A 14,314-nucleotide genomic window follows, 5' to 3' on the forward strand; every position below is an offset into this window, starting at 1 on the left:
ATTTTAAAGTGAAAAAGAAAATTGCGTTGATTACTGGAATTACTGGTCAAGATGGTGCATATCTGGCCGAGTTTTTATTGCAGAAGGACTATGAGGTTCATGGCGTACGCCGCAGGGCTTCTTTGTTCAATACGGATCGTATTGATCATCTGTACCATGATCCGCATAACAAAGGTTATGACTTGACATTGCATTATGGGGATTTGACGGACTCTTCCAGTCTTATCCGTGTAGTGCAAGAGGTCAAACCGGACGAAATTTACAATCTTGCGGCTCAAAGCCATGTTGCAGTTTCGTTTGAGGAGCCAGAATATACAGCCAATTCGGATGCCTTGGGGACACTCAGATTGCTGGAGGCAATACGTATCGCTGGATTAAAGGATACTGCAAAATTTTATCAAGCGTCCACATCTGAACTGTATGGCTTAGTTCAAGAAATCCCTCAAAAGGAAACTACGCCCTTCTATCCGCGCTCTCCGTATGCAGTGGCCAAGATGTATGCCTATTGGATCACGGTCAATTACAGAGAAGCGTACGGTATGTACGCATGTAACGGGATATTGTTCAATCACGAGTCGCCCATTCGTGGTGAAACCTTCGTGACACGTAAGATCACGCGGGCTTTGGCACGGATCAAGCTCGGTCTGCAGGATTGCTTGTATTTGGGCAATATGAACGCCTTGCGTGACTGGGGCCATGCACGCGACTATATAGAAATGCAATGGTTGATGTTGCAGCAGGATCGGCCAGAGGACTTTGTTATTGCTACCGGAGAGCAGCACTCCGTCAGGGAGTTCGTCGAACTTGCCGCCAAGGAAGTAGATATACATATCCGCTGGGAGGGGCAGGGTATTGACGAGAAGGGATATGAGATAGCAACGGGTAAATGTATCGTCGCTGTTGACCCGCGATATTTCCGCCCTGCCGAAGTTGAAACCTTGCTGGGAGATCCTTCCAAGGCAAAGCAAAAATTGGGCTGGGTTCCGCGTACTACATTCCCAGAGCTTGTTGCGGAGATGATGCGAGAAGATCTGAAGGAGGCGCAGCGCGACGAAATGGCCAAGCAGAACGGATTCAAGTATTTTAATTACAACGAATAAGGATTGCCGATGATTCCGGTTTATCAGCCATATTTGACAGGCCAAGAAAAAAACTATGTCAATCAGTGCCTGGACTCTACTTGGATCTCTTCCAAGGGTGAATTCATCAGTAGATTTGAGAATGAGTTTGCGAAGTATATCGGCGTAAAAAAAGCCACCAGCGTAAATAATGGTACGGTGGCAATACATCTGGCTCTTGAAGCTCTGGGGTTGAAAGTCGGTGATGAAGTCATCGTTCCGGCATTGACATATATTGCTTCTGTCAACACCATTATTCAGACCGGTGCGACGCCTGTCTATGTCGACTCTTTGCCTGGTAGTTGGCAAGTAGATCCGGCGGATATTGCTAGGAAAATAAATGAGAGAACCAGGGCGGTAATGGTTGTTCATTTATATGGACTGCCTTGCGATATGGACCCTATTGTTGAATTGTGCAAGAAACACAATCTGCTTTTGATCGAGGACTGTGCCGAAGCGTTTGGCTCTTTTTATAAAGACCAGCATGTCGGTACATTTGGGGATATCGCGACGTTCTCCTTCTTTGGAAACAAAACGATCACCACTGGCGAAGGAGGCATGGTCGTTTCGAATAATTCGGAGCTCATAGATCGTGCATTCCATCTCAAGAATCAAGGTGTTTCCAAGGAGCGGGAATACTGGCACGATATCGTAGCTTACAACTACCGGATGACTAATATCTGCGCAGCCATAGGTTTGGCGCAGCTTGAAAAGGCAGATGAAATTCTGTATAAAAAGCGCCAGATTGCTTCTTGGTACGAGTCAGGATTAGCGGGTCTGCCGGTCAGCTTTCATTCTGAAATGAAGAATACTCGACACTCCTTCTGGATGTGCTCAATTGCCGTGAATAATTCAGGCGATCGTAATCCCTTGAGGGAGTATTTGAGGCAGGAGGGTATTGAGACGCGTCCCGTTTTTCATTTGGTGAATGCGATGCCTCATTGCCATACTTCTGATATTTTCCCTATAGCCGAAGCAATTTCTGCGTCAGGGATCAATTTGCCAAGTTATCCCGCTTTGTCAGAGAATGAGGTTGTATTTATTTGCAATAAAATTTCTGATTTCTTTAGTGGGGATTTATAAAAATTTAATCAGCAAATTTTTGCATTAAAGTGGATTGCGTAAAAATACCTGGACATTTTCAATATTGAAAACCAGGTATTTTTACATGGATTTTTAAATAGATATAGAGTTTATTAAAATTTTCTGAATGTGATCGAGCTGATGCGGAAAATGCTGAATTTTTATAGGAACAAAAATGTTTCGTTATTTTTCGGGAATTTGGCGATCCAGATATTTTTGGATGCATTTGGCGTTATCTGATCTGAGATCGCGCTGGCGCAGATCCTTTCTTGGTGCATTGTGGTCAATAATTCAGCCGCTTGGGATGACGGCGCTTTTGGCTATCGTTTTCAGCAAGATGTTCAATACTGACATCACGACCTATGCACCTTACGTATTGTCAGGGATCATTGTTTGGGAGTTTATTGCAGCCAGTGTAACGGGTGGATCATTATCTTTTGTCCAAGCTGATGCCTACATAAAGCAATGCAGGCATCCGTTAGCTATTTATACATTGCGTACAGTGCTCGGTAGTTCGGCTGTTCTATTTATGGCAAGCCTGGCACTTTACGGGTGGGTCATAATTGTCATGCCAGAGAACATAGGATGGACTTGGCTGGCATCTTTGACCATATTTCCCATGGTTTTGGTTATTGCTTGGCCGATGGCAACTCTGCTGGCATATATAGGTGTGCGTTTTAGAGATATTCCTCATGCAGCAGGATTGGCTCTTCAGGCACTTTGGTTCGTATCGCCTGTTTATTTTGAGGCAAAGATGTTTCGCTCAGGCGGTATGGATTTCCTTGTGGATTACAATCCTGTATATCATATATTGCAATTAATTCGAGCTCCTTTGCTTCAGGGAGAATGGCCCACTTGGGAGAATTATATGTATTCTATATTGCTTGCTTTGGCTTTTTCGCTGATCGCATGGCTGATGGGAAGAAAGTCCGAAGCGAAAGTGATTTTTTACCTATGAAGCATCCTAGTATTGTCTTTGAATCTGTAAATCTGCAGTATTCTTCCGTGGCTTTTAAAGAGCGCTCATTGAAAGCTTTGTTGTCCCATGTGCTTCAGGGAAAAAGAAAGCAAGCGGATGTTCAAGACGTTCATGCACTGAAGAATATTTCACTCACAATTAAGGAAGGCGAGCGTGTAGGTTTGCTTGGCCATAATGGCGCCGGGAAGAGTACATTTCTAAAAACTGCAGCTGGCCTGTATCCTATCTCCAGTGGAAATGTTCAAGTGGAAGGTCAGGTCCGATCACTTTTTGATCTCAGCCTTGGCTTTGAACCTGATGCGACAGGTCGGGAAAATATTCTCTACCGTGGACTTTTACTAGGGCTTTCTCCTGCATTCATGCGGGAGAAAGAGGCTGAAATCGTGGAATTTGCAGGACTCGGGGAATTTATCGATTATCCGATGAAGACATATTCTGCCGGGATGCAAGTTAGATTGGCATTCTCCATATCCACCACAGTGGGTGGAGATATTTTATTGCTTGATGAAGTTATTGGAGCAGGTGATGCCAACTTCATGGAGAAAGCCAAACGACGTATTACTGATCTGGTCGAGCAGGCAGATATTCTTGTTTTGGCATCTCACGATTTTGTTTCCTTGAAGCGACTCTGTGAGCGTGGTTTGGTATTACACCGGGGTGAACTTGTTTTTGATGGTGAAATGAGTGAAGCCATCTTCGAATATAGAAGAATAAATAATATAGGTTGATGATTTTTATTATGTGGTTTTCGCAGTCCGGAGTTTCCTTGGGTAAGTATGGGCTCATAAATTGGCTATAGAAAATAGAAAATGTCAGAAATAAAATATGGTATCTATTTGGCTTATCCACCAACGGTGGATCTGCGGGCCGAAGGATTAGGCCGTCATCTTGCCATGTTTCTTAAAGGGGCAGAAAAATTAGGTAACCTGAAATTTACGATCGTCTGCCCCAGTTGGTCTCAGAAAACTCTGCAAGAACTTTTCGAAAGCGAACAGGTTTCTACCGACACTTTCATCATCGACTCTCCAAAAGGTAAGCCCTATGCTTTAAAAATTTTTGAGGCTCTGAATGGTTACCGGAGAAAAAGAAATAAATTTGGAGAATTGATACGGCGGCTCATGTATGGAGCTTTGAATTTGTTTCAAGCATCATGGGATAGATTCATTCTGCGTGCCGTGTCAGTGCATAGCTTGCAGTCACTACTGTCATTTATTCTGCAAGGGATAGGATTGGTGGCAATTTTGTTGCCGCTGTCTCTTTTTGTGCTACCAGTTCTCCTGATAAAGAATGTAAAAAATGTGATGACTCGAGTGATTGGAAAGCTGCTCAGCTTACAACCTCACTGGCTTAAAAACGGGATCTCACATACTTCGATATCCATCTCCAAGCCGGAAAAGCAAGGGTGGATTCTTAAGCTTTTTGATCAGATGCAAGAGGTCGAGGCTACCAGGATGCAGAAGGTTATCGAGCAACTTCCTTCTATAAAAGCTTGGTATTGTCCTACAGCCTTCTGGCCGGCAATAAATAACATTGAGTCTCCCAAGCTGATCTGTGTACCCGATGTGGTCCTGTCCAGTTTTCCCGTTGGATTCTCAACTATCGGGGGTGACTGGACTATGATGAGCTTCAAGAAAATAGAAAAAACAATATTGAATAACAAGTTTTTTGTTACATATAGCGATACCGTTAAGTGGAATACATTGGTCGACGGCTACGGGATTTCTCCTGATAACGTGACTACAATCCCGCATGCTCCAAATGCATTGAACTCGTGGTTGGAGTTGAGTGGAGCGGGAGGAGACGGTGAAATATCTCGCGAATATAGTTTGTCTTTGATGCGATCTGCTTTGCAAAGAAGTAAGAATCCTATATATGGCGCTGCTCTAAAAAATGATGGATTTAAATATCTATTTTACGCAAGCCAGTTTAGGCCCAGCAAAAATGTATTGACCCTTCTGCGGGCATATAAGCATCTTTTGCGGAGCCGTCATTTGGGTATAAAACTTGTATTGACCGGAAATCCTTCTGTCATGCCTGAGATAGGTGCATATGTTTCGGAAAATGGTTTGGAAAGAGACATCGTATTTCTTGAAAAATTGAGCGTTGCAGAGTTGGCTGCCGTTTATTCCCTCGCTACCTTGGCCGTCAATCCGAGCCTGAGCGAGGGAGGATGTCCTTTTACTTTTACGGAGGCGCTTTCTGTGCAGACGCCTGTTGTTATGGCAAGGATATCTGTTGCAGAAGAGATACTTACTGACGAAGAACTACAGCGAGTGACCTTCTTTGACCCTTATGATTGGAACGATTGTGCGAATCGTATTGAGTGGGCGCTCCAGAACAGGGATGAGCTCTTGACCATACAGCGTAGAAGCTACATGAAACTGAGTGATCGGAGCTGGTCAGATGTGGTTAATGAGCACTTAAACGTTCTGATGCGTATTTCTTCATAAATATATCAACAGAGCATGAGGCGATGACCCATAAGAAACTGATAGTTATGGATTATGGAGGTCATGCTCGTAGTGTGGCCGATGTGGCCTTTTCCAGCGGCTATGATGATTTCGTTTTTTTTGATAAGAATGCAAAGCCAGGTGAGCGATTTCTAAATTATCCAGTGATACCTTCAATGGAAGGGTTTTTCGAATTAGGTTGTGATGCAATTTCGGCAGCTGGAGATAATTTACGACGTGCCAAGCAATGCCAAATGATTTTGGAAGCAGGCCTGAATTTGGTGAATGTTATCTCCCCCCATGCAAGCATTGGTTTGGGCGCATCCATAGGGATTGGATGTTTTGTGGGTCACCATGCTCATATCGGTCCAATGGCATCCATCGAAGATGGAGTAATTGTTAATACCGGAGCCATTGTTGAGCACGAATCAAGCGTAGGTGCCTATGCTCATGTTTCTGTTAATTCGAGTATTGCAGGCAGAAGCTCTCTAGGGAAATACTCTCTGCTTGGAATTGGTGCGTCGGTGATTGATGGAATATCGGTGACTGATTATGTCAGTATTGGCGCTGGAGCCGTGGTGCACCGTTCAATCCTTGAAAGTGGCATTTATGTGGGAATCCCAGCCAAAAGGATAAAGTCACTGGTAGAAAAAAGGCAAAGTGACTAATTTTCTGTAGCTGATTACCAGCCAATATACAAAGATTAACTGAATTTTAGTAACGTTCCAAACGCCTCGGAAGCTTATTCAGGCCCCCTATTAGAGTGGCTAACACCACTGCACCAGAGGGCTCCTCAGAGCGGTTATGCTCGCTGCCCTCATGGGACGACGTCCCGTAAGCAAATAACTGTCGCGACAGCTACAACCCCTCATCCCGGCCTTCGTGCCTTCTTCCTAAGGCGGTGCGCGCAAGCTCGTAGTCAGCGATGAGGCCACCCTCAACGGCATCTTGTTCGTGCTGCAAACAGGCATTCCATGGGAAGACCTTCCCCAATCTCTTGGGTACGGCAGCGGCATGACCTGCTGGCGGCGCCTGCGCGACTGGAACGCCGCTGTTGTTTGGGAACAGTTGCACCAGGCCATGCTGCTCGCTTGCGTAGACATGACCAAATCGATTGGTGCCGGGGCAGCATTGATGGCTCTTCGGTACCAAGCCCCTGGGGGGCCAGGAAACGGGGCCCAATCCGACGGACATAGGCAAGCTCGGATCCAAACGACAGATCGTTGTAGATGCCAGAGGCGTCCCGCTGGTGGTCTTGGTCAGCGGCGCAAACAGTCACGACTCCAAGATGTTCGAGAGGTGCGTGGACGCTATTCCTACGATTGCAGGCTTGCCAAGGCACCCCCGCAAAAGACCACCGAAGCTGCACGCCGGCAAGGGCTATAACTACAAGCGTTGCCGTGCGCACTTGAGACGACGGGGTATCCCCGGCCGCATTGCCAGATGAGGCGTTGACAGCAACGCACGGCTGCACCGGCGGGTGGTGGAGCGGACGCACGGATGGTTTGCTGGCTTTGGCAAACTGCGAATCCGCCTTGAATGACGGCTGGATATCCACGAAACACTGCTGAAATTGGCGGCAGTACGCTATCGTGGATAGGTGGTGTTAACCACCCTTAGGGGATATGCTCTGGAAAATTTGGCTTGAAGTATTTGATCAGCGATCTTTGTAGAAAGAACGCCGATCTCATAATGGCGCTTCCAAGTATATCAAAAAATTACAGAAGAAGTGTATCTTCTATCACTTCCCAATATGCTGCTGCATGATGCTCTGCACTATTCTTCATCAAATTCTCAAAAGATGGCAGGTGGTTCTTTTGAGTTTGATGATTCTCTTCCATCCATTTGAGTTTTTTTGCCATGTCATCCGGATCTTCTGCGTTCATCCATTTCATGCCAATTGCACATTGCTCTTCAATTTCTCGCATCGGTGGGTAGTCACTTGCCAGTGACGGCACGCCTACGCTGGCAGCTTCGACAACACTATAAGTTCCGTTGTCTATCCGCGCTGGATGCCACAAGAAGCTTGCGCCGGAAAGTTCGTTTTCATAATCGTCCTCTGGGAGTTCTCCCATCCATTTGATATTTCTTGATGCACGCTGACTTCCATTGATCATGGAGTTTATGTTTTTCAGATGATCAAGGGTTGAGCATATTATTTTCTGTGAATCAACACCAATGATGTGGCATTCTAATTTTCCCTTGAGAATGTCGTAGTATTTGAGTAATGCGGCAATGGCGTTCTTGTGATTTTTATGAGGCGCAGAATTGGTTATCCATAAAAAATACGGTGTGGATTCCATCGTTTTTATTATATCTCTGCTGAGATTTTTTTTGATGGACATGAGATTGGGTAAAAGTACAATTTTTTCTTTGGGTACGCCTGCATATTGAATGGCATCCCGTTCGGTAAACTTCGTAGTCACCATTACGCGCTTTGCGCGATTGACCATTCCAATGAAAATATCGTCCCAATGCAAAGGAACATTATTCTCATATCTTTGGATGTAGTCATATACTATGCAGTAATAGTTGCGCAGAGGTAATATGACGCCGGGGACTCTGTCGCTTATGAATATCCAAGCATCACAATCAGTGAGGTTGCAAATGCCATCATCAATTACGAAATGCGGCATGTCAATGATGGATGCCTCATCCCGACCCGAGTACGTCATTGCCCGCTTACTTGCCTTGCTGTCGAGCATTTTCCAACGAAAGGAGCGAAGCTTTATTTCAGACGGTAGGTCTGCAAAATCTGCTGAGCTATAAAGGTCATCGTGATCGAGATGAGCGAAGACCACCTCGATGTTTTGACGGGCATTCCGGCTGCCTTGGAAAATGGCCGTGGCTGCCAGCTTGGCCGCCCGCAGTGTACCTCCTCGATATCCGTGGGGAAGTATCACAGCAACTCTATGAATTTTCTTGCGAATTATTTGAGGGCGTTCTGGGATTTTTTCGCTCAGTGACTCTCTGACCATTTCAATAGATTTTCGCCAAGCATCCGCACATCGTTCGTGATCGATGGCATTCAGTATTTTAGGCTGAGATTCCTTGATTGCTTCAATGAGGCGCCAATCATCATTCAGGACTTTAGTGATTTTTTGCCGTGCATCCTTGGGTGTTTCGCAACGACCTGGCAATATTTCTCCTGCCATATCATCGAGCACGCCTCCGCCCATATAAACAAGTGGCATGCCTGCTTGGATGGCCTCCACCGGATGGTAGTGTAAATGCCTAGGTTCGGTACTGTGGTAGTACATGACCCTCATTTCACGCATGTTTCTCTCATGCTGCTCGCGAGATACAAAACCAAGGACGTTGGCGTCCATCGGTGGCATCATGGGCTGTATACCACCAATTTTATACGGAAGATTCCTAAATGTTGTCTTGAAATCTTCGTAAGTCTTCTTGTAGTATTCGTTGAGCTGTATATCCGGACAAACAAAGAAGATTGTTTTATCAGAGCCTCTCCATTTTCCTTCTTCTATCTGTTTGAACGTGCCGAGAGGAAGAAATAATCTTCGGTTTTTTATATACCATGGCTCGACCTCTGCGAGATTCTGGAAAACTTGACCGAACCAGAAGCGATTTCCCATTGATTTGATGAGTTTTTCGCTGTCGCCATCGGTAACATGGCTCATGACATTGTGATACGTGTTATCCCGATCCAATCCATATGCCCGCAGAATTATTGCTCCTTTGAAGTATCTGGCGAGCATTGTCGTCATAGCCGGTGTAGCTATGAAAAAAGCCATCTGAAAGTACTTGTTTGCGAGTTCGATGGCCTCGGGTGTAATTCCTTCATACCAGTCGAATTCATTTAGTTTTTTTAAATCTTCTTCTGGAATGCTGAGATTTTTGTCCTCCGAATAGTCTACGGAGGCAGATCGATACATAAATGACGATGGCACTATTTTGGGCAAATAGATCTCGTCGATACCCGCCTGTTTCAGCATGGGTATTTCAAACTTGCGTGCCGATGTGTGGTTCAGCAACCACATGGCCCGAAGACGTTTATTGCTCATACTAACTATATGGTTTCGCCAAGCTTGGGGAATGTGCTAAAGCTAGAAGGCGTTCTTTCGAAGATTTTTGCTGGATTTCCAACGACAGTTACGTTAGGCGGTACATCTTTGGTAACTACGGCACCCATCCCAACGATTGCGCCTCGGCCAACAACCAGTGGCTTATCAGGGCTTCCATGTTTTATGATGGCACCCGTTCCAATGTATGCATTGTCTTCAATTACCACATGTCCATTGCAGTGCACGTCGGGAGCAAATGTGACGTAGTCGCCTATAATGCAGTCATGCGCAACATATGAATATATATTGCAATGGAAGTGACGGCCAATTTTTGCATTCGATGTAATTGTTGAAAAAGGGCAGAGAATTGCTCCTTCTCCAATCTCATTGTTTGAAAGAATGGAAATATTCGATGCAATAATAGAGAAAGGTTTTATATTAAGAGATTCAAATTTTTTGGCTATTTTTTCGCGCAGATTAAAATCCGCGATAGCTATATTGAAATATTTTTCTGCGTTTGAAGATAAAAAATCATCTTCTGACATGACGCGGTGGCCGTTGATGGAAATCTCAGTCGGATCTTTCTCGACGAAAACCAATTCAAAATGTTCTTCTTTGATTTGCGTGCTCAACATCTGAAAAGCTATTGGCATGACTTCGCGACCGAATCCGCCATATCCCACTATTCCGTAGATTTTCATTTAATACTTTATAAGATTGTTGATGGTTAATTTAAAGTAAATGGAGCTGAGGGCTTTTTTGAGAAAATTTTCTCCATTATTATTTTCCCCTGCCCTTGTCTTTCATGTGTGCGACACTGAGTAAGGACGTGAATACTACATATCTCAGGGCATTTGCCCATGATAGAAATATCTTGGATCGGTCCAACTTCGGTGTATGCATGGACAAGGAAACCTCCATTATGCGAAGACCTTTTCGGCGAATAAGAAGCAAAGTGCCTAGGTCTTGATAATCCAGAAGAGTTGCTTCGGCTGATGCCGCAACCTCCATGGCGCGACGATTGTATATTCTGAAACCAGACACAAAGTCCGCGTGCCAGAAACCAGTCAGCCATCGAAACCAATTCCATGTCATGCGCCGAATGAAACTTTCGGGGATTTTGAAATGGGCGATTACCATGTCGGCTTGGTGGCGAGCTTCAAGGAATTTGGGTAATTCCTCTACCTCATATTTGCTTTCGGCGTCAATGGTCACTACAGCGCTGAATCCCTGGATTTGGGCATAGCGAATTCCTGTTTGCAGGCTCCCCCAACTTGTCATGGAGAGCAAAGGGCGCAGCACGCGTGCCCCGTTTTTCTCGGCGAGATGGCAAGTGGCATCTGTGCTGCGATTGTCTACAACAATGACATGTGCCTGAACTAGTGAATGCACTCGACGTATCAGATGAGCAATATCTGATTCGTTGTTGTGCGTGGATATGACTACCAGCAAATCGTTCCGAAGCTGTGGGCGTCTCGTGTGGGGAGCAAGACCACTGTAGTGGCGAGCAATACCGCGCTCACAAGGGCCAATGCTGAAGTGACGATGCAGAGCTCTTTGGCCGGCCTGTCCTAGGCGTTGCCGCAATGATTGGTCATGTTTAAGACGGGCAATTCCTGTACGCCATGCATCTATGTCTTCAAATGGGATGTGCAGGCCGCAGTGTGCCTGAGCCACGATCCATGGCATACCGGAGCCATGCAGGTCGGTGATCAAGCAGGGCTTGCCATGCAACATAGCTTCCAGCAGTACTATCCCGAAGGCCTCTGTACGTTCACGGGAGGCTAGGCAGAAGACGTCGCACTGCGCGAGCAGTGCATGCTTTTCCTCTTCCGAAACAGGCCCTATCAATCGGATGGCAGGGGTGGATCCAATAGGAGTGTGTTGCCGGATTAATTCAGTCAGGGATTTATTCAATTCGCCCTCGCCGGCAATCAGAAGTTCTACTCCTGGAAGGGCGGATACGGCATGAATCAGGGTCTCAAATCCCTTGTAGTAGGTTAGCCTACCTATTGAGAGCAGCCGGAGCTCAGTCTGTGGCCGCCATCCTTGGTCAGATCGCAGCGCTACGGAAGCCGGGAGTTTTCGCAGGTCCAGTCCAAGAGGGACTATGGCGCATTTGCTGCGCCAGGTGCGCAGGGCATTGCTGGCCTCAAGATATGGCGGCGACGTTGCGAATACCTGTTGGGCGCGTTCCAGTAATGCCTGCTCGAACGGTCGGTACAGCATGTAGGCCAATGCCACGGACCACTTGATGTTGGACACCACCACATCGGAGTGCCAGTGGATGACCCAGGGCACGCGCCGTGCGATGGGCAGGGTGAGCGCCCACAGGGCCGAGTTGTTGGGCAGGTGCAGGTGCAGTACGTCGGGCTGGATGCGTTCAATGGCCCGGCCAAGGGCACTGCGGAAGCCCATGGCTATTGGCGCATAGACCAGATTGAACTGGACGGGCACACGCTCCAGCCATGGCGGGTCATCCAGCTCTGGATCGCCATGGACCAAGGCATGTGCATCTATTCCCTGGCGCCGTTGCTCGTGTATGAGGTCGGCAAGAAAGACTTCCATGCCGCCTCGGTAGGGCGGGAAGAATTTGCCGACGTGAAGTATGCGCAGGGCCATGGCGGACAGCACCTACTTCGCCGCCTGAGGCTTTGCGGTAGCTGGGCTCAGCTGATTGCGGACTTGCCGGTACTGCGGATTCTGCGGCTCCAGGCGTATGGCCTGGTCCAGGTTCTTCAGCGCCTCCGGCAGATTGCCCAGGCCGTGATAGGCCATTGCACGCCCGTAAAAAGCGGGCGCGCTGGGGCTGCGAGCAACCAGTGGTTCCAGCAGCTCTTTGGCTTGCGCACTATCACCCTGGCCGACAAGGGCCAGCCCCAATCCGACGATCAGGCGAGGCGCGTTTGGCGAGGTCTGCAGCAGAGTTCGGAAGTCGTCGGCTGCAACTTTGTATTGCTGCGCACCTATGGCTGCCTCTGCGCGTTTCAAGCGCAGGGTCTGCTCCATTTGCTTGGCGTTGGCACTGTCTTCGGTGGGCTCGCCCAGGGCGCGTGAGTATTCCTCGAATGCTGCACGCAACTGGCCAGTTGCCATCAACGCTTCGGCTTTCTGGTAATACAAGGCTTGGCCATTGAAACCCTTGGCCTGGGCCGCGGCAAAGGCATTGAGGGCTTCGGGGAATTTCTTTTGCTGAGAAAGAACGGCCCCCATATTGAACAGCGCATTGCCTCCCAAGTCTCCAAGTGCGTTGGCCGTGGCGAAGTCCTGCAGAGCCTGGTCGAGCATGCCCTTGTCTGCGTGTGCTGTTCCTACGTTCAGGAAGGCACGGCCACGTCCCACGGCATTGGCGGGGGCTTTTTTGTCGATTTTCTCAGCGGCATCGGCCCAGGATGTGCCTACATCCTGAAGAGAGAGCACGCGTTCGAAAGCGAGGGCTCCGAACACCACGCCGATGACGATGCCGACGATGTAGATGGTGCGTGGTTTGACCCCCGTCAGCGCAATGGCCGCCAATCCCGGGATGGCCACAGCCCACAGATAGCTGCGATACAGAACGAAGGGGTCCTGCAGCCAGACCGTGGCGAATTCGGTCGCATACCAGAGCAGGGGAAACAGGAGGCAGAGCGCGACCAGGCCAATGACACCGGGACGCCTGAGCACGGCCCAGATCGAGCAGGCCAGCAGGGCCAGGTAACCGAGCGCGCCGGCTAGGTGCCAGATCGAGCCGAAGCCGAGAGGAAATGCCGGTCGCAGATCGATGGACATCCAGCCCGCATAGGGAACGATCCACAGAAAGCCATAGGCAAAGAAAAGGGCTGCCTCGTTGAGGATGCTCAGGGGATAGATCCGAGAGGTGATGCCGGGTTGAAGGGCTTCCAATTGCCTTGCATAGCCCTGGGATTGCTCATCGAAAATCTGACCCACCAGACTGCCGAAAAAATGAAAGACTGCCGCCGAGGCAACGGCCAGCAGCAGCAAGGCCATTCCCACAATGACCATGGCAGCCTTCAGGCCGGGGCGCCGCACAAAGATATAGAGCGGCACCACCATGGCGACTGTCAGAAAAGCATGCTCCTTGGACAGTACGGCAAGCACATAGCAGATGAATGCCGCGACATGCCAGAGGGCGCGCCCGCTCTGAAGTCCACGCACAAAGGCCCAGCATGCCAGCACGGCAAAGAGCGTTGCCATGACGATGGAGCGCTGCAGCAGGTATCCAACGGCGTAGACCGCGACGGGGTTCAGTGCAAAAAGGATCAGGCCCAACTGCAGGGCTGCATCGCGCGACGCGAGGAAATGGGGCTGCTCTTCGATGTCATGCGGAAAGTGCGTCTGCGTCAGCAGGGCCTTGAACAGTGCATACAGAGCCGCCACGGTCGCGAGATGCAAGGCGATATTGAAGACGCGCTGCTTCCACCAGCCGGCTCCAAAGAGCTGTTCGATCCAGACGAAGCTGCCATACGACAGCGTGCGCTGCTTGAAATCCAGCAGGCTGCCATAGTTGCCGAAGATCGTTCCATCCGTCAGGCGCATATCGTCGAATAACAGCCCGTTGTTCAGGCCGGGCAGGTAAACGCCCAATATGGCCAGCAAAAGAAGGGCACTGAACCAGTAGATCGCTTTGGGGGAGGCAGCCATTGCTTCTTGTCTTGTCTC

10 protein-coding genes and 1 pseudogene are annotated in these 14,314 nt (G+C 48.3%); 7 read left to right on the forward strand and 4 right to left on the reverse strand.

Annotation, left to right across the window (positions count from 1 at the left end; translation table 11 throughout):
• Positions 1 to 8: 8 nt before the first annotated feature.
• The 7 genes and pseudogenes from gmd to IB269_RS23305 all read left to right on the forward strand — a co-directional run bounded on the left by gmd (position 9) and on the right by IB269_RS23305 (position 7,240).
• Positions 9 to 1,100 (forward strand): GDP-mannose 4,6-dehydratase, encoded by a 1,092-nt coding sequence (gene gmd, locus IB269_RS23275; RefSeq protein ID WP_016445505.1) that lies wholly within the window; start codon positions 9 to 11, stop codon positions 1,098 to 1,100.
• Positions 1,101 to 1,109: 9 nt separating this feature from the next.
• Positions 1,110 to 2,201, forward strand: coding sequence for a DegT/DnrJ/EryC1/StrS family aminotransferase (locus IB269_RS23280; RefSeq protein ID WP_016445506.1), 1,092 nt, complete (start codon positions 1,110 to 1,112; stop codon positions 2,199 to 2,201).
• Between the two features lie 175 nt (positions 2,202 to 2,376).
• On the forward strand, positions 2,377 to 3,159 hold the full coding sequence (locus IB269_RS23285) for an ABC transporter permease (protein ID WP_016445507.1): 783 nt from the start codon (positions 2,377 to 2,379) through the stop codon (positions 3,157 to 3,159).
• Entirely contained in the window at positions 3,111 to 3,908 is a 798-nt protein-coding gene (locus IB269_RS23290) for an ABC transporter ATP-binding protein (protein WP_225614264.1), read from the forward strand. The genes IB269_RS23285 and IB269_RS23290 overlap by 49 nt, the downstream gene beginning before the upstream one ends.
• 81 nt (positions 3,909 to 3,989) lie before the next feature.
• Positions 3,990 to 5,630: a glycosyltransferase gene (locus IB269_RS23295; protein WP_016445509.1), complete on the forward strand. Its 1,641-nt coding sequence runs from the start codon at positions 3,990 to 3,992 to the stop codon at positions 5,628 to 5,630.
• Positions 5,631 to 5,653: 23 nt separating this feature from the next.
• Positions 5,654 to 6,298, forward strand: a complete 645-nt coding sequence (locus IB269_RS23300) for a NeuD/PglB/VioB family sugar acetyltransferase (RefSeq protein WP_192368444.1) — start codon at positions 5,654 to 5,656, stop codon at positions 6,296 to 6,298.
• 178 nt (positions 6,299 to 6,476) lie between these two features.
• Positions 6,477 to 7,240: pseudogene (locus IB269_RS23305) on the forward strand (IS5 family transposase).
• A gap of 108 nt (positions 7,241 to 7,348) precedes the next feature.
• On the opposite strand, the gene IB269_RS23310 reads toward IB269_RS23305, so the two are convergent.
• The 4 genes from IB269_RS23310 to IB269_RS23325 form a co-directional block, all read right to left on the reverse strand.
• Entirely contained in the window at positions 7,349 to 9,655 is a 2,307-nt protein-coding gene (locus tag IB269_RS23310) for a glycosyltransferase (RefSeq protein ID WP_192368445.1), read from the reverse strand.
• Between the two features lie 5 nt (positions 9,656 to 9,660).
• On the reverse strand, positions 9,661 to 10,356 hold the full coding sequence (locus IB269_RS23315; protein WP_192368446.1) for an acetyltransferase: 696 nt from the start codon (positions 10,354 to 10,356) through the stop codon (positions 9,661 to 9,663).
• A 79-nt stretch (positions 10,357 to 10,435) separates the two neighbouring features.
• Entirely contained in the window at positions 10,436 to 12,277 is a 1,842-nt protein-coding gene (locus IB269_RS23320) for a glycosyltransferase (protein WP_192368447.1), read from the reverse strand.
• A 12-nt stretch (positions 12,278 to 12,289) separates the two neighbouring features.
• Complete coding sequence (locus IB269_RS23325) at positions 12,290 to 14,296, reverse strand: tetratricopeptide repeat protein (RefSeq protein ID WP_192368448.1); 2,007 nt, start codon at positions 14,294 to 14,296, stop codon at positions 12,290 to 12,292.
• Between the last annotated feature and the right edge of the window lie 18 nt (positions 14,297 to 14,314).

Source organism: Delftia sp. DLF01 (assembly GCF_014852125.1).
GTDB lineage: Bacteria > Pseudomonadota > Gammaproteobacteria > Burkholderiales > Burkholderiaceae_C > Comamonas > Comamonas acidovorans.